General features: G+C 62.5%; 12 protein-coding genes. 8 read left to right on the forward strand and 4 right to left on the reverse strand.

Features of this window, described 5'->3' with window-relative positions; all coding sequences use genetic code 11:
- Positions 1 to 79: 79 nt before the first annotated feature.
- The 5 genes from clpX (at position 80) to KSS94_RS09225 (ending at position 7969) form a co-directional block, all read left to right on the forward strand.
- Positions 80 to 1363, forward strand: a complete 1284-nt coding sequence (gene clpX / locus KSS94_RS09205; protein ID WP_217842677.1) for an ATP-dependent Clp protease ATP-binding subunit ClpX — start codon at positions 80 to 82, stop codon at positions 1361 to 1363.
- Between the two features lie 116 nt (positions 1364 to 1479).
- Positions 1480 to 2898 (forward strand): IS1182 family transposase, encoded by a 1419-nt coding sequence (locus tag KSS94_RS09210; RefSeq protein ID WP_217840929.1) that lies wholly within the window; start codon positions 1480 to 1482, stop codon positions 2896 to 2898.
- A 208-nt stretch (positions 2899 to 3106) separates the two neighbouring features.
- Complete coding sequence (gene lon, locus KSS94_RS09215) at positions 3107 to 5503, forward strand: endopeptidase La (protein WP_217842678.1); 2397 nt, start codon at positions 3107 to 3109, stop codon at positions 5501 to 5503.
- 154 nt (positions 5504 to 5657) lie between these two features.
- Positions 5658 to 5930 carry a nucleoid-associated protein HU-beta gene (hupB, locus tag KSS94_RS09220; RefSeq protein ID WP_054883552.1) on the forward strand — a complete coding sequence of 91 codons (273 nt, stop codon included), beginning with the start codon at positions 5658 to 5660 and terminating at the stop codon, positions 5928 to 5930.
- 179 nt (positions 5931 to 6109) lie between these two features.
- A complete protein-coding gene (locus KSS94_RS09225) occupies positions 6110 to 7969 on the forward strand; it encodes a SurA N-terminal domain-containing protein (protein WP_217842679.1) in 1860 nt (619 codons plus the stop codon).
- A 298-nt stretch (positions 7970 to 8267) separates the two neighbouring features.
- Here the strand turns inward: KSS94_RS09225 and KSS94_RS09230 are convergent, their stop codons facing one another.
- Complete coding sequence (locus KSS94_RS09230; protein ID WP_217842680.1) at positions 8268 to 9308, reverse strand: patatin-like phospholipase family protein; 1041 nt, start codon at positions 9306 to 9308, stop codon at positions 8268 to 8270.
- Positions 9309 to 9463: 155 nt separating this feature from the next.
- Here KSS94_RS09230 and KSS94_RS09235 point away from each other — a divergent pair, with 155 nt between their 5' ends.
- The 3 genes from KSS94_RS09235 to KSS94_RS09245 all read left to right on the forward strand — a co-directional run bounded on the left by KSS94_RS09235 (position 9464) and on the right by KSS94_RS09245 (position 11404).
- Positions 9464 to 9742, forward strand: a complete 279-nt coding sequence (locus KSS94_RS09235) for a hypothetical protein (RefSeq protein ID WP_217842681.1) — start codon at positions 9464 to 9466, stop codon at positions 9740 to 9742.
- 14 nt (positions 9743 to 9756) lie between these two features.
- Positions 9757 to 10524: a CHAD domain-containing protein gene (locus KSS94_RS09240; RefSeq protein ID WP_217842682.1), complete on the forward strand. Its 768-nt coding sequence runs from the start codon at positions 9757 to 9759 to the stop codon at positions 10522 to 10524.
- 82 nt (positions 10525 to 10606) lie between these two features.
- Positions 10607 to 11404 carry an acyl-CoA thioesterase gene (locus tag KSS94_RS09245; RefSeq protein ID WP_217842683.1) on the forward strand — a complete coding sequence of 266 codons (798 nt, stop codon included), beginning with the start codon at positions 10607 to 10609 and terminating at the stop codon, positions 11402 to 11404.
- 137 nt (positions 11405 to 11541) lie between these two features.
- On the opposite strand, the gene KSS94_RS09250 is transcribed toward KSS94_RS09245, so the two are convergent.
- The 3 genes from KSS94_RS09250 to KSS94_RS09260 form a co-directional block, all read right to left on the reverse strand.
- On the reverse strand, positions 11542 to 11910 hold the full coding sequence (locus tag KSS94_RS09250) for an Mpo1-like protein (RefSeq protein ID WP_217842684.1): 369 nt from the start codon (positions 11908 to 11910) through the stop codon (positions 11542 to 11544).
- Between the two features lie 91 nt (positions 11911 to 12001).
- Complete coding sequence (locus KSS94_RS09255; RefSeq protein ID WP_217842685.1) at positions 12002 to 13480, reverse strand: methyl-accepting chemotaxis protein; 1479 nt, start codon at positions 13478 to 13480, stop codon at positions 12002 to 12004.
- Positions 13481 to 13567: 87 nt separating this feature from the next.
- Positions 13568 to 14374 (reverse strand): TatD family hydrolase, encoded by an 807-nt coding sequence (locus KSS94_RS09260; RefSeq protein ID WP_217842686.1) that lies wholly within the window; start codon positions 14372 to 14374, stop codon positions 13568 to 13570.
- Positions 14375 to 14444 lie beyond the last annotated feature (70 nt).

Raw genomic sequence — 14444 nt, forward strand, 5'->3', positions numbered from 1 at the left:
TTGCGCCCACCCGCGGACTTGAAAAAGCCAGCGATTGCCTTCATCTTGTGTTTCAAGCCTACCGGATTGGATCGATCGAATGACTGACACCCGTAACGGCGAGGACAGCGGCAAATTGCTCTATTGCTCCTTCTGCGGCAAAAGCCAGCACGAAGTGCGCAAGTTGATTGCCGGCCCCTCGGTATTTATCTGCGACGAGTGCGTCGACCTGTGCAACGACATCATCCGTGAGGAGGTGCAGGAAGCCCAGGCCGAGAGCAGCGCGCACAAACTACCCTCGCCGAAAGAAATCAGCACAATCCTGGACCAGTACGTCATTGGTCAGGAACGCGCGAAAAAGGTGCTCGCCGTAGCGGTGTACAACCACTACAAGCGCCTGAACCAGCGTGACAAGAAGGGCGACGAAGTCGAGCTCGGCAAGAGCAACATCCTGCTGATCGGGCCTACCGGCTCGGGCAAGACCCTGCTCGCCGAAACCCTTGCACGCCTGTTGAACGTACCGTTCACCATCGCCGACGCCACCACCCTGACCGAAGCCGGTTACGTGGGTGAGGACGTCGAGAACATCATCCAGAAACTGCTGCAAAAGTGTGACTACGATGTGGAAAAGGCCCAGATGGGCATTGTCTATATCGACGAGATCGACAAGATTTCGCGCAAGTCGGACAACCCGTCCATCACCCGTGACGTGTCGGGTGAGGGCGTGCAGCAGGCGCTGTTGAAGCTGATCGAAGGCACCGTGGCCTCGGTACCGCCCCAGGGCGGGCGCAAGCACCCGCAACAGGAATTCCTGCAGGTTGATACCCGCAATATCCTGTTCATCTGCGGTGGCGCTTTCTCGGGCCTGGAAAAGGTCATCCAGAACCGCTCCACCAAAGGTGGCATCGGTTTTGGCGCCGAAGTACGCAGCAAGGAAGAGGGCAAGAAGGTCGGCGAATCGCTGCGCGAAGTCGAGCCGGACGATCTGGTCAAGTTTGGCCTGATTCCAGAGTTCGTTGGTCGTCTGCCAGTGCTGGCCACGCTCGACGAGCTGGATGAGGCTGCGCTGATGCAGATCCTCACCGAGCCGAAGAACGCCCTGACCAAGCAGTACGCCAAGCTGTTCGAAATGGAGAGCGTTGACCTGGAGTTCCGCAGCGATGCGCTCAAGGCCGTTGCCCGCAAGGCTCTGGAGCGCAAAACCGGCGCCCGTGGCCTGCGTTCCATCCTCGAGGGCGTGCTGCTCGACACCATGTACGAGATTCCTTCGCAGAAGGACGTCAGCAAGGTGGTGATCGACGAGAGCGTTATCGAAGGTACTTCGCAGCCGCTGCTGATCTACGAGAACAGCGAGCCGCAAGCCAAGGCCGCCCCCGACGCCTGATCGGGCAAGGGGTAGCCACTCAGAAAGGGGCCTTCGCAGACTGTGTGAAAACCTAGCAATCTGCCCGGCCCTTTAAGAGAATGCTCCGTATCGAAAGATACGGAGCATTTTTCGTTATGGCCTACATCCAGGGAGAATCCCGCAGCCAGACCAGTCTGTTCCCGGTCTCGCTGGAAGAGCTGATCCCCGAGGATCACCTCGTTCGTGTCATCGACCTGTATGTCGCTAGGCTGGATCTGGCGCAGCTAGGTTTCGACAAGGCCCAGCCCAAGGCCACTGGGCGCCCCGCCTACGACCCCGCCGACCAGCTCAAGCTTTATCTCTATGGCTATTTTCAGCGCATCCGTTCATCGCGGCGTCTGGAAGCCGAGTGCCAGCGCAACATCGAAGTGATGTGGTTGATCAACCGACTCAAACCTGACTTCAAGACCATCGCTGACTTCCGCAAGAACAACAAAGCTGCTTTCGTTACGACGTGCCGGGCCTTTGTGCAGTTCTGCCGAACTGCCGGTTTGATTGCCGGTGACCTGGTTGCCATCGACGGGAGCAAGTTTCAGGCGGTCGCTTCCGCGCGACGCCAGTTGAACTTGAATCAACTCAAGCGCCAAGACGAGAAGCTGGATAAGCGGATCGCCCAATACCTGGCTGAGTTGGATGCCGCTGACCAGTCTGAGGGCGAGCAAGTAATAGATCGCACTGCGATCAAAGCGGCCCTGGCGAAGCTTGAGGCAAAGCAGCAAGACAACCGCACTTGTCAGGCCTTGATGGAATCGATGGGGCTGGAGCAATTCAACACGCACGAAAGCGATGCCCGAATGATGCGCACGCCAAAAGGAGCGCGTGTTTCCTATAACGTGCAGACCGCCGTTGACGCAGAACACTGCCTGATTTTGCATCACGAGGTGACGCAAGAAGGCGATGATCGCAAGCAGCTTGAACCCATGGCTAAAGCGGCCAAGGCTGAACTGGGGCAGGAAGCGCTGACCGTGACAGCCGATATGGGCTACTCGAATGGCCAGCAGTTCCAGGCATGTGAGGAAGCCTCCATTACCGCGTACGTGCCGCCAAACCGAACCTCGAACCCAGGCGGCGAGGCATTATTCGAGCGCAAGGACTTTACCTACGACGCCGAACAGGATCGGTACCAGTGCCCGGCAGGTCAGTGGCTAACGCTAAAGCAGCGCTACAAGGGCGATCGGATCTACCAGGCGGCGATCAGTGATTGCGCCGGGTGCGCGCTGAAAGCCCAATGCACGACGGCCAAGCGCCGCTATGTCTCGCGTCACGCTCAAGAGGAAGCCTTTGAGCGCATGGCGCAGCGGATGCAGCTGCATCCAGAGATGATGGAGCGGCGTAGATCCATCGTGGAGCACCCGTTTGGTAATCTCAAACAATGGCTATTTGGAAACGGGCGCTTCTTGCTGCGACAACTCGAAGGCACAAGAGCTGAAATGGCTCTCGCTGTGACCGCTTACAACCTCAAGCGAGCGATCAGCGTCCTGAGTGCCAAGCAAATGATGCAAATGATGGGCTGAAGAGCCTTTTTCAGCACAAAAACAAACGCCCCGAACAAGTCGGGGCGTTTGGTCTGGGGCCTGTCAGTGTGTTTTCACACAGTCTGTTCGGGCCCCTTTTTGCATTTCGTGGACTCGGCGCTTGTAATTTCAAATTGCTGCCCCCACATTAACTCCAAGCACCATTTCCACCGGTTTCCGGCCACAAGGCCGCTGTAGAGGCGAAATCATGAAGACCACCCTCGACTTGCCTCTTTTGCCATTGCGCGACGTTGTCGTCTATCCGCACATGGTCATCCCACTGTTCGTGGGGCGTGAGAAGTCCATCGAAGCCCTCGAGGCGGCGATGACGGGCGAGAAGCAGATCCTCCTGCTGGCCCAGAAGAACCCTGCCGACGATGATCCGGGCGAAGACGCCCTGTACCGCGTCGGCACCATCGCCACCGTGCTGCAACTGCTCAAGCTGCCTGATGGCACCGTCAAGGTGCTGGTCGAGGGCGAGCAGCGCGGTGCGGTCGAGCGCTTCAACGAGGTTGAGGGGCACGTGCGTGCCGAAGTCAGCCTGATTGACGAAACCGAGGCCGCCGAGCGCGAGTCCGAGGTGTTCGTGCGCACCCTGCTGTCGCAGTTCGAACAGTACGTGCAACTGGGCAAGAAGGTCCCGGCCGAGGTGCTGTCTTCGCTGAACAGCATCGAGGAGCCGGGCCGCCTGGTCGACACCATGGCCGCGCACATGGCCCTGAAGATCGAGCAGAAGCAGGAAATCCTCGAGATCGTCGACCTGCAGGCCCGCGTCGAGCACGTGCTGGCCCTGCTGGACGCCGAAATCGACCTGCTGCAGGTGGAAAAGCGCATCCGCGGCCGGGTCAAGAAGCAGATGGAGCGCAGTCAGCGCGAGTACTACCTGAATGAGCAGATGAAAGCCATTCAGAAGGAGCTCGGCGACGGCGACGAAGGCCACAACGAAATCGAAGAGCTGAAAAAGCGCATCGATGCCGCTGGCCTGCCGAAAGACGCCCTGACCAAGGCTCAGGCCGAGCTGAACAAGCTCAAGCAGATGTCGCCGATGTCGGCCGAGGCTACCGTGGTGCGTACGTACCTCGACTGGCTGGTGCAAGTACCGTGGAAGGCCCAGAGCAAAGTGCGCCTGGACCTGACCAAGGCCGAAGAAATCCTCGACTCCGACCACTACGGCCTGGAAGAGGTGAAAGAGCGCATCCTCGAATACCTCGCCGTGCAAAAGCGCGTGAAGAAAATCCGTGGCCCGGTGCTGTGCCTGGTCGGCCCGCCTGGCGTGGGCAAGACCTCGCTGGCCGAGTCGATCGCCGCTGCCACCAACCGCAAGTTCGTGCGCATGGCCCTGGGCGGCGTGCGTGACGAGGCCGAAATTCGTGGCCACCGCCGCACCTACATCGGCTCGATGCCGGGCCGGCTGATCCAGAAGATGACCAAGGTGGGTGTACGCAACCCGCTGTTCCTGCTCGACGAGATCGACAAAATGGGCAGCGACATGCGTGGCGACCCGGCCTCGGCGCTGCTGGAAGTGCTTGACCCCGAGCAGAACCACAACTTCAACGACCACTACCTGGAGGTCGACTACGACCTCTCGGACGTGATGTTCCTGTGCACCTCGAACTCGATGAACATCCCGCCGGCGCTGCTCGACCGCATGGAAGTCATCCGCCTGCCGGGCTACACCGAAGACGAGAAGATCAACATCGCGGTCAAGTACCTGGTTCCCAAGCAGGTCAAGGCCAACGGCCTGAAAAAGGACGAGTTGGAGGTGGATGTCACGGCGATTCGCGACATCATCCGCTACTACACCCGCGAAGCCGGTGTGCGTGGCCTGGAGCGCCAGATCGCCAAGGTCTGCCGCAAGGTGGTCAAGGAGCACACCGGGCAGAAGCAGGTGAAGGTCAAGGTCACCGGCGAGCAACTCGAGCACCTGCTGGGCGTGCGCAAGTTCCGTTACGGGCTGGCTGAGCAACAAGACCAGATCGGCCAGGTGACTGGCCTTGCGTGGACGCAAGTAGGCGGCGAACTGCTGACCATCGAGTCGGTCGTCATCCCTGGCAAGGGGCAATTGATCAAGACCGGCTCGTTGGGCGACGTCATGGTCGAGTCGATTACCGCCGCGCAAACCGTGGTACGCAGCCGCGCGAAAAGCCTGGGGATCGCTGCAGACTTCCACGAAAAGCACGACGTTCACATCCACATGCCCGAAGGCGCCACCCCCAAGGATGGCCCGAGCGCGGGCATCGGTATGTGCACCGCACTGGTGTCGGCCCTGACCCAGATCCCGGTGCGCGCAGACGTTGCGATGACCGGCGAAATCACCCTGCGCGGCCAGGTACTGGCCATTGGCGGGTTGAAGGAAAAACTGCTGGCGGCGCACCGTGGCGGCATCAAGACGGTGATCATCCCTGAGGAGAATGTTCGCGACCTCAAGGAAATTCCGGAAAATATCAAACAGGATCTTCAAATCAAACCGGTCAAATGGATTGACGAAGTCCTCCAAATTGCGCTGCAATACGCCCCGGAGCCCTTGCCAGATGTGGCTCCTGAGATTGTCGCGAAAGATGAAAAGCGCGACGGCGATGCTAAGGAAAGAATCAGCACGCACTAGTACGTATTTCGTTGGGGGGCGTTGGTTGACAGCTTTTTCGGGGCCTTGCTATAAAGCGGCACGCCAAATGTCACCAGGCCACCTAACGCTCGTTTCATAAGCTTTTCATTACATACTTAGAAACAAACTCAATAGAGATATAAGGGGACTTAGAGTGAACAAGTCGGAACTGATTGACGCTATCGCCGTATCTGCTGACATTTCCAAAGCTGCCGCTGGCAAAGCTCTGGACGCTGTCATCGACTCCGTGACCGGTGCCCTGAAAGCAGGCGACGACGTCGTTCTGGTTGGCTTCGGTACCTTCTCGGTCAAGGAGCGCGCAGAGCGCACCGGCCGTAACCCGCAAACCGGCAAGGCGATCAAGATCGCTGCTGCCAAGGTTCCAGGTTTCAAGGCTGGCAAAGGCCTGAAAGACGCCGTCAACTAAGTCGTCTTTCAGCCGGCCAGGGCTTGCCCCGGCCGACCGCGTGACGGCGGGTCGCAAACGTTCCCGCTGGCACGCTCGCTTCGAGAAGGCGCATCCACTGGATGCGCCTTTCTTCTATCAGGACTCTACCCACGCTCCGCGGTTGTCGACGCAGTGGTACAACCGTTTCTGGGGGACGCATGCTGCAGAATATCCGGGACAATTCACAAGGTTGGATTGCCAAGACCATCATTGGCCTCATCGTCGTACTGATGGCGCTGACTGGCTTTGAGGCCATTTTCCAGGCCGCCAGCCACAGCCAGGACGCCGCCAAGGTGAACGGCCAGACCATCAGCCAGAACGAGCTGAGCCAGGCCGTCGACATGCAGCGCCGCCAGCTGATGCAACAGCTGGGCAAGGACTTCGACCCGGCCCTGCTCGACGAGAAAATGCTGCGCGAAGCCGCGCTCAAGGGGCTGATCGACCGCAAGCTGCTGTTGCAGGGCGCCGAAGACGCCAAGTTCGCTTTCTCCGAAGCCGCGCTGGATCAACTGATCCTGCAGACGCCCGAATTCCAGGTTGATGGCAAGTTCAGCGCCGAGCGTTTCGACTCGGTGATTCGCCAGATGGGCTACGGCCGCATGCAGTTCCGCGAGATGCTCGCCCAGGAAATGCTCATCGGCCAGCTGCGCACCGGCCTTGCCGGCAGCAGCTTCGTCACCGACAAGCAGGTGGAGGCCTTCGCCCGCCTGGAGAAGCAGACCCGCGACTTCGCCTCGCTGACCTTCAAGGCCGACCCGGCCGCGATCAAGGTGGGCGACGATGAGGTCAAGGCGCACTACGACCAGCACGCCAAGGAGTTCATGACCCCGGACCAGGTGGTCATCGACTACATCGAGCTGAAGAAGGCGGCCTTCTTCGACCAGGTCAAGGTCAACGATGACGAGCTCAAGGCCCTGTACGAGAAGGAAATCGCCAATCTCGCCGAGCAGCGTCGTGCCGCGCACATCCTGATCGAGGTCAACGACAAGACCAGCGATGCCCAGGCCAAGGCACGCATCGAAGAGATCCAGCAGCGCCTGGGCAAGGGTGAAGACTTCGCCAAGCTGGCCAAGGAATTCTCCCAGGACCCGGGCTCGGCCAACGCTGGCGGCGACCTGGGCTTTGCGGGCCCCGGCGTTTACGACCCTGCCTTCGAAGAAGCCCTGTACAAGCTGAACAAAGACCAGGTATCGGCCCCGGTACATACCGAATTTGGCTACCACCTGATCAAGCTGCTGGGTGTCGAAGCGCCGGACGTACCGAGCTTTGCCAGCCTGAAAGACAAGCTGACCCACGAGCTGAAGACCCAGCAGGTGGAGCAGCGCTTCGTCGAGGCCACCAAGCAGCTCGAAGACGCCGCCTTCGAAGCCTCCGACCTGGCCCAGCCGGCCCAGGACCTGGGCCTGAAGGTGCACACTTCGGCGCCGTTCGGCCGCGAGGGTGGCGAGGGCGTGACTGCCAACCGCGCCGTGGTACAGGCCGCGTTCAGCGAAGAAGTCATGGACGAGGGCGCCAACAGCAACGGCATTGAGCTGGACCCGGAAACCGTGGTGGTGCTGCGCGTCAAGGAGCACCGCAAGCCTGAGCAACTGCCGCTCGAGGCAGTGGCCAAGAACATCAGCCAGCAGTTGGCCAAGGAGAAGGCGACTGCCGAGCTCAAGGCCAAGGCCGACAAGCTGATCGCTGGCCTGCGTGACGGTTCGGTCAAGCCTGCCAGCCAGAGCTGGAAAGTGCAGGAAGCGGCTACCCGTGGCCAGGACGGTATTGACCCGGCCGAGCTGCAGGCAGTGTTCCGTCTGGGCAAGCCTGAGTCCAAGGACAAGCCGGTGTACGGCAGTGTGGTCCTGGGGGATGGCAGCCTGGTTGTGCTGCAGCTCAAAGGCGTCAACGAAGGCGCTGCCGCCACCGACGAAGAGAAAGCGCAGATCCGCCGCTACCTCGCTTCACGTGCCGGTTCGCAAGACTTCGCGGCGTTCCGCAAGCAGCTCGAAGCCAAGGCTGACGTCACTCGTTACTGAGTGCCCCAGCCACGACGAAACAGGCCGCGCAAGCGGCCTGTTTCGTTTCTGCTGTTCAGTAGCGCCACACACATGACCCTGTAGGAGATCACCCAGCCCTTTCGGGCTGCGCTGTCGCGCAGAAAACTAGTCTCGCAGATGCACCGCGGTCCCTGTGGGAAGTGGCCTTGTGTCGCGATGGGCGCGAAGCGGTCCCAAGGCCTCGGCCTCATGCAAAATTGCCGGGGCTGCTGCGCAGCCCATCGCGACACAAGGCCGCTTCCCACTGCGACCGCGTTAAATCAATGAGATCTTCACCCTACCGCTTCACCCCCTCATGGCTATCCAGCGTATCCCGCGCAATCTCCCGCCCCAGGGCAATCAGCTCCGGCGCCTTGTAGAACTCGAAGAACCGGCATACCCGCTTGGGCACGTTGATCAGCACATCCGGCGGGTAGCCGGCGATCTTGTACTGCGCAAGCGACGTTTGCATCACCTCGAAACTCTGGTTGATCAAGTCCAGCAGTGACGCCGGCCCCACATTGTCGATGATGAACGAGCCGGTGGCCGACTTTGGCGCACCCTCGCTTTGCGGTGCCGCCGCCGGTTGCTGAGCCTCAGGCTTGGCACCGTCGGCCAGCCACGGGTTGGGCGACGCCAGGCCTTCGGCGTTGATCTCCTGGTCCAGGCGCAGCAGCTGTTCGGCGGGCTTGCGGCGGAACGGCATGCGCGAGCCCAGCGAACTGATCAATGCGTCAAAACGCATGCGGAACGCCGCAGGCCGCTCGATCACCGGCAACTGGTACTGCTTCTGGTTGGTGGCATTGAGGTTGACCGCGATGATCAGGTCGCAATGGCTGGACACCACCGGCACGATCGGCAGCGGGTTGAGAATGCCGCCATCGACCAGCATGCGGTTGCCTTGCACCACCGGGGTGAACAGGCTGGGGATCGCCGCCGAGGCGCGCATGGCTTGGTGCAGGCAGCCTTCCTGGAACCAGATCTCCTGCTGGTTGGTGAGGTCGGCGGCCACCGCGGTGTAGGGCATGCGCAGCTGTTCGATGTTGATCTCGCCGACGATCTTGCGAATTTGCCCGAACACCTTGTCGCCGCGGATGGCGCCCAGGCGGAAGCTCACATCCACCAGGCGCAGTACGTCGAGGTAGTCCAGGCTCTCGATCCAGCTGCGGTATTCGTCAAGCTTGCCGGCAGCGTAGATGCCACCAATTACCGCGCCCATGGAACAGCCGGCGATGCAGGCGATCTCGTAGCCGCGCCGCTCGATTTCTTCGATCACACCGATGTGTGCATACCCCCGGGCACCGCCCGATCCCAGTACTAGCGCTACGCGTTTGCTCATGTTTTCCCCCGGTAGCTGTGCAACCATGGTCCAACAATGCACCCATAGCCCCCTGTGCTTCAATGTAGCCCGCGCTGAGCTACGCTGAGCAGGGCACTTTTCACCTGCTGCACCGTCGAACGGCCATACCGTTTCCCTTCTTCGAGGTTACCCCCATGAAAGCCTGGATTGCCCTTCCCCTGATTGCCCTGGCCCTGGCTGGCTGCGCTGGCAAGACGGCTTATCGCGAAAGTTGCGCGACGCAGCTCGATGCCGCCTGGAAGGAACTGGACCTGGCCAAGGCCGAAGGTTTCGCCGGTGCCGTGAGTTACTCCAAGGCCCTGTCGTTGCTGACCGGTGCCAAGACGCAGCAGCAGTTCGAAGGTTATGAAAGCTGCACGGCCAAGGCCGAAAAAGCCCGCTTCTACATTCGTGAGTCCCGCGCCGGCCGCTGACCAAGGAGGTCTCTATGCCCGCCATGCTCGACCATGTGGTAGCCCAGGTGTTGGCCGTGCAGGTGCGCTTGCTGGCCTGCCGCGAGCGCCTGGCGGCCAACACCGACAGCGAAGCGCTGCATGACCTGCGCATCGCCCTGCGGCGCCTGCGCAGCCTGTTGCGCCCGCTGCGGGGCCTGCCAGGGGTGGACCAGCTGGAGGGCGCGGCACAGTCCCTCGGCACGCTGACCACGCCGCTGCGCGACCGCGAGGTGCTGGCGGCACAGTTGATCGCCCGTGGCCACCTGCTGGCCGGGCAAAGGCGCCTGGAGGGCAGGGCGGCGACCTTCGCCAGTGTGGCGGCAAGCCCCCAGCTCAAAAGGGTGCTGCTGATCCTCGATGCGTTTCCGTTGTTCCTGCGTGCGTCTGATCGCGAGGGCCTGGCCGAAAGGCTGCGCCAGCGCATCGACAAGCGCCTGGGAAAACAATGGAACAAGCTTGCCGAGGCTTTGCAGGACCCGGCCCATGATCGTCATCGTCTGCGCCTGCTGATCAAGCGGGTACGTTACGGCGACGAGTCCTACCCGCAGCTCGAGCATGCCGGCAAAAAGCTGCAGCGCCTGCTGAAAAAAGCCCAAGGCGACCTGGGTGACTGGCACGACCGCCTGCAATGGCTGCTGCAGGTGCGCGATCACCCGGACCTTGCAGGCTGCAAGGCGGCCTGGGAGCACGAACTGCACGCGGCCGAAGGCAAGTCGGATGTGACCCTCGACGCGCTGCACAAGGCCTTGGCGCGCCGATAGCCCCTGCAAATGACCGATATGCGGGCTGCCGCTGTGCTGGCGGCTGGTTAAGATCGAGCTTTTGCGCAGGAGCCAAGGCCTTATGAACTTCACCGAGTTGCTCGCAGCGGCGCGCGCCCACCCGCAGGCGGTCAGCGTACCGGCCGACTGGGCCCAGGGGCGGGCGGTATTCGGCGGCCTGATGGCGGCCATGCTGCACGAGGCCATGCGCCTGAAACTGGCTGATGAGCGCCCGGTGCGCTCATTGGCCATCACCTTCGTTGGCCCGGCGGAGCCGGAGGTGCCCATCAGCCTGGAAGTCGAGGTACTGCGCGAGGGCAAGGCGGTCAGCACCTTGCTGGGCCGGGCGGTGCAGAACGGCAAGGTGGTCACCTTGGTGCAGGGTAGCTTTGGTGCCGGCAGGCCGTCGGTGGTCGCTGTCGAGGCGTTGCCGGCTGCCCCCTTGAAGCTGCTTGGGCAATCCGCGCCCGAGTTGCCCTTCATCAAGGGTGTCACGCCGGAGTTCATGCGCCATGTGGCCTTGCGCTGGGCCGTGGGCGGGTTGCCGTTCAGTGGCAATGAGTCACGCCAGATGGGCGGCTGGGTGCGCCTGCGCGATATCGCCGAAGCGCCGGCCGAGGCAGCTCACGTGCTGGCCCTGGTGGACGCCTGGCCCCCCAGCCTGCTGCCGCACCTCAAGCACCCTGCGGCTGGCAGTACGCTTACCTGGACCATCGAATTCATCCAGCCTGCGCCAGCGCTGTCGACCCTGGACTGGTGCCGCTATGTGGTGGAAACCGAACATGCGCGCGATGGCTACGGGCATGCGGCAGCGGCGCTGTGGACCGCAGAAGGGCAGTTGGTGGCGCTGAGCCGGCAGACCGTCACTGTATTTGCCTGATCGGCGCACCACGCCCCTGTGGTGAGCGGCCTTGTGTCGCGAAGCGGCCCCAAGGTGTCAGCTCCATGCGAAATTGCCGGGGCTGCTACGCAGCCCATCGCGACACAAGGCCGCTCCTACAGAGTCAGCGTCCGATTTCAATGCCGATGCTTGTGCCGTTCGCGCCAGGCCTTCCACCAGGCCCCGCTCACCACGAACCGTGGAAAGGTGACGAACTGCTCGGTCAGCAGGCGCTGCACGGCGTCTTTGCGGTTGGCGAAGGGCTCGGGTTGTTCGGCTTCCAGGCGATGCCCCTGGCGTTGCAATCCAAGGCCCGCAACCAGAGCAATGACGCCCACGGCGATTTGCGACAGGTCCAGCCCGAACAGCCCCGACAACACCAGCAGTGCGCCGATAATGAACAGCGGCACGGCGATCAGGTGCAGCACCAGGTTGGCCGGATGGCGGTGGTTATGGTGGTAGCCGCGCCATTGCCAGGCGGGCAGGTTGGGCAGTCGTTTGCTCATGGGCAGTTCCTCGCAGACATGCCCAAAGCTTAGTGCGGCCCCCGGGCGGGGGCCAATCGAGGCTGGCTATGGTGACCATAGCCTTGCAACCCTACAGTTTGAGCTGGCCGATCACCTTGTTCAGTTCGCCGGCCAGGGTCGCCAGCTCGATGCTGGTGGTGGCCGAACCCACGGTCTGCTGCACGGTTTCCTCGGTGACGTCGCGGATGCTCACCACTGCGCGGTTCATCTCCTCGGCCACCTGGCTCTGCTGTTCGGCGGCCACGGCAATCTGCGTGTTGCTCTCACGCATCTGCGCCACTGCGCTGGTGATCTCAGCCAGGGCTTCGCCGGCCTCCTTGGCCTGGCGCACGCAATCGTCGGCCTTGTACGAGCTCTCCTGCATGAAGTCCACCGCGTCGCGGGTACCGGCCTGCAGGTCGCCGACCATGGTGGTGATCTCATCGGTGGAGGTCTGTACGCGCTTGGCCAGGTTGCGCACCTCGTCGGCCACCACGGCAAAACCCCGGCCCAGGTCGCCGGCGCGGGCGGCTTCGATGGCAGCATTGAGGGCCAGCAGGTTGGTCTGCTCGGCAATGCTATGGATCACCCCGACCACGCCGTTGATCTTCTGGCTGTCGTCGGCCAGCTGGCGGATCATCTCGGCAGTCTGCTGCACGCCGCTGGACAGCCCGGCGATGGAGTCCTGTACCCGGCTGACTACTGCCTGGCCGCTGCCGGCCAGGGTGTCGGCGGTTTGCGACAGGTCGCGGGTGGCGCCAGCGTGCTGGGCGATATGGTGCACGGTGGCGGTCATTTCGTTGATCGCTGTGGCGGCCTGGTCGGTTTCGCTCTGCTGGCCGATCATGCCGTGGCGCACCTCGTCCATGCTGCCGGCCAGGCGTGCGGCGCCCGAGTCGAGTTGCGCAGCAGTGCGCGCCACGGTGCTGACCACCCGATGGTAGGTGGCCTGCATGGCATTGAAGGCGCCGGCCATCTGCCCGACCTCGTCGCCACAGGCCAGCGGCACCCGTGCCGACAGGTCCCCGGTACGTTCCACGTGCAGCATCACGTCTTTGAGGGTGTTGAGCTGGCTCAGCAGGAAGCGGATCAGCAACTGCGAGGCACCGAGCATGGCCAGCATCAGGATCAGCACACACACGGCGTAGTTGCTGAAGCGGTCGAAAAACACCTGGCTCAGGCTTGGCGACTGGGCGAGCAGGGCCAGGCGCTGGTCGCCCTGGCGGATGACCAGAGCGCCGAACAGCGGGTTGTCACCGAGCAGGGTGGCTGCAGGCAATTCCACCCAGCCCTGGGCATCGTCGAGGGCTGGCAGCGGCTCGCCGGCAAACTGCGGCGTCTGCCCGGCCTGCCAGGTAATCAGGTTGGGCAGGGCAGGCAGGGGCTGCCCGGCCGGCCTTGCAGCCAGCAGTTGGGCTTGCGCCTGCACCAGGGCCTGGGTGCCCTCGGCGCGGGCCTGTTGCTCCAGGTGCACGGCGTAGAGCACCAGCAGCAAGGTCGTGACGAAGGCCACCGCGTTGACGGCCCAGAATTTGTACTTCAGCGAAATATTGCTAAGCCAGGCACCCATGGTAGGTCTTCTCTGAGTTGGCGAAAAACATTGTTGGCAAGGTGCCATCATTGTGCCCGCCAAGGCCAGCTGGCTTGTTGATATGCGTCAAGAAACCTCGGGCAGGCCGAAGAACGCCCGGGCGCAGGCGCTGGTATGGGCGGCGGTGTGCTCGGCGCTTTCACTGCGGTGCAGGGCCACCTCGCGCAGCACCTCGGGCAGGTAGGCCGGTTCGTTGCGCCCGTTTTTCGGCTTGGGGCGCAGGCTGCGCGGCAGCAGGTACGGCGCATCGCTTTCCAGCATCAGCCGGCCCTCGGGGATGTTGCCCACCAGCGGGTGCAGGTGGGTGCCGCGGCGCTCGTCGCAGATCCAGCCGGTGATGCCGATGTGCAGGTCGAGGTCGAGGTAGGCGAACAGCGCCTCGCGCTCGCCGGTAAAGCAATGCACCACCGCGGCGGGCAGTTGGTCGCGGTAGTGCTTGAGGATCGCCAGCAGCCGTTCGCTGGCATCACGTTCGTGCAGGAACACCGGCAGGCGCAGCTCGGCGGCCAGGGCCAGCTGGGCTTCCAGGGCCTTTTCCTGCAGCGGGCGAGGGGAGAAGTCGCGGTTGAAGTCCAGGCCGCATTCACCCACGGCTTTGACCCGTTCCTGCGCCAGCAGCTGGCGCAATTGCCGCTCGCTGTCGCCGCTCCAGTGGCTGGCATCGTGGGGGTGTACGCCGGCGGTGCTGAACAGCCGCTGGCCACCACCATCTAGCTGCTGGCACAGCTCGAGGGCCTGCTCGCTGACCTCAAGGCTGGTGCCGGTCAGCACCATCTGCACCACGCCGGCTTGCACGGCGCGCTCGACCACGGCCGCCTGTTGGTCATGGAAACTGCTGTTGGTCAGGTTGACGCCGATATCGATCAGTTGCATGGTGCTACCTCGTGCCGCGGGGCGGCCAGCATAGCAAAAACCGCTAGAACGCGAAAAAGCCAAGAACTTC

It is taken from the genome of Pseudomonas fakonensis, from assembly GCF_019139895.1.
Lineage (GTDB): Bacteria > Pseudomonadota > Gammaproteobacteria > Pseudomonadales > Pseudomonadaceae > Aquipseudomonas > Aquipseudomonas fakonensis.

Excerpts from the sequence above, each read along its gene's own strand:
- KSS94_RS09240 (WP_217842682.1), top strand. The coding sequence starts at position 9,757 with ATGCCCGCCATGCTCGACCATGTGGTAGCCCAGGTGTTGGCCGTGCAG.
- KSS94_RS09250 (WP_217842684.1), bottom strand. The coding sequence starts at position 11,910 with ATGAGCAAACGACTGCCCAACCTGCCCGCCTGGCAATGGCGCGGCTAC.
- KSS94_RS09245 (WP_217842683.1), top strand. The coding sequence starts at position 10,607 with ATGAACTTCACCGAGTTGCTCGCAGCGGCGCGCGCCCACCCGCAGGCG.
- KSS94_RS09225 (WP_217842679.1), top strand. The coding sequence starts at position 6,110 with ATGCTGCAGAATATCCGGGACAATTCACAAGGTTGGATTGCCAAGACC.
- KSS94_RS09235 (WP_217842681.1), top strand. The coding sequence starts at position 9,464 with ATGAAAGCCTGGATTGCCCTTCCCCTGATTGCCCTGGCCCTGGCTGGC.
- clpX (WP_217842677.1), top strand. The coding sequence starts at position 80 with ATGACTGACACCCGTAACGGCGAGGACAGCGGCAAATTGCTCTATTGC.
- KSS94_RS09255 (WP_217842685.1), bottom strand. The coding sequence starts at position 13,480 with ATGGGTGCCTGGCTTAGCAATATTTCGCTGAAGTACAAATTCTGGGCC.
- lon (WP_217842678.1), top strand. The coding sequence starts at position 3,107 with ATGAAGACCACCCTCGACTTGCCTCTTTTGCCATTGCGCGACGTTGTC.
- KSS94_RS09230 (WP_217842680.1), bottom strand. The coding sequence starts at position 9,308 with ATGAGCAAACGCGTAGCGCTAGTACTGGGATCGGGCGGTGCCCGGGGG.
- KSS94_RS09260 (WP_217842686.1), bottom strand. The coding sequence starts at position 14,374 with ATGCAACTGATCGATATCGGCGTCAACCTGACCAACAGCAGTTTCCAT.
- KSS94_RS09210 (WP_217840929.1), top strand. The coding sequence starts at position 1,480 with ATGGCCTACATCCAGGGAGAATCCCGCAGCCAGACCAGTCTGTTCCCG.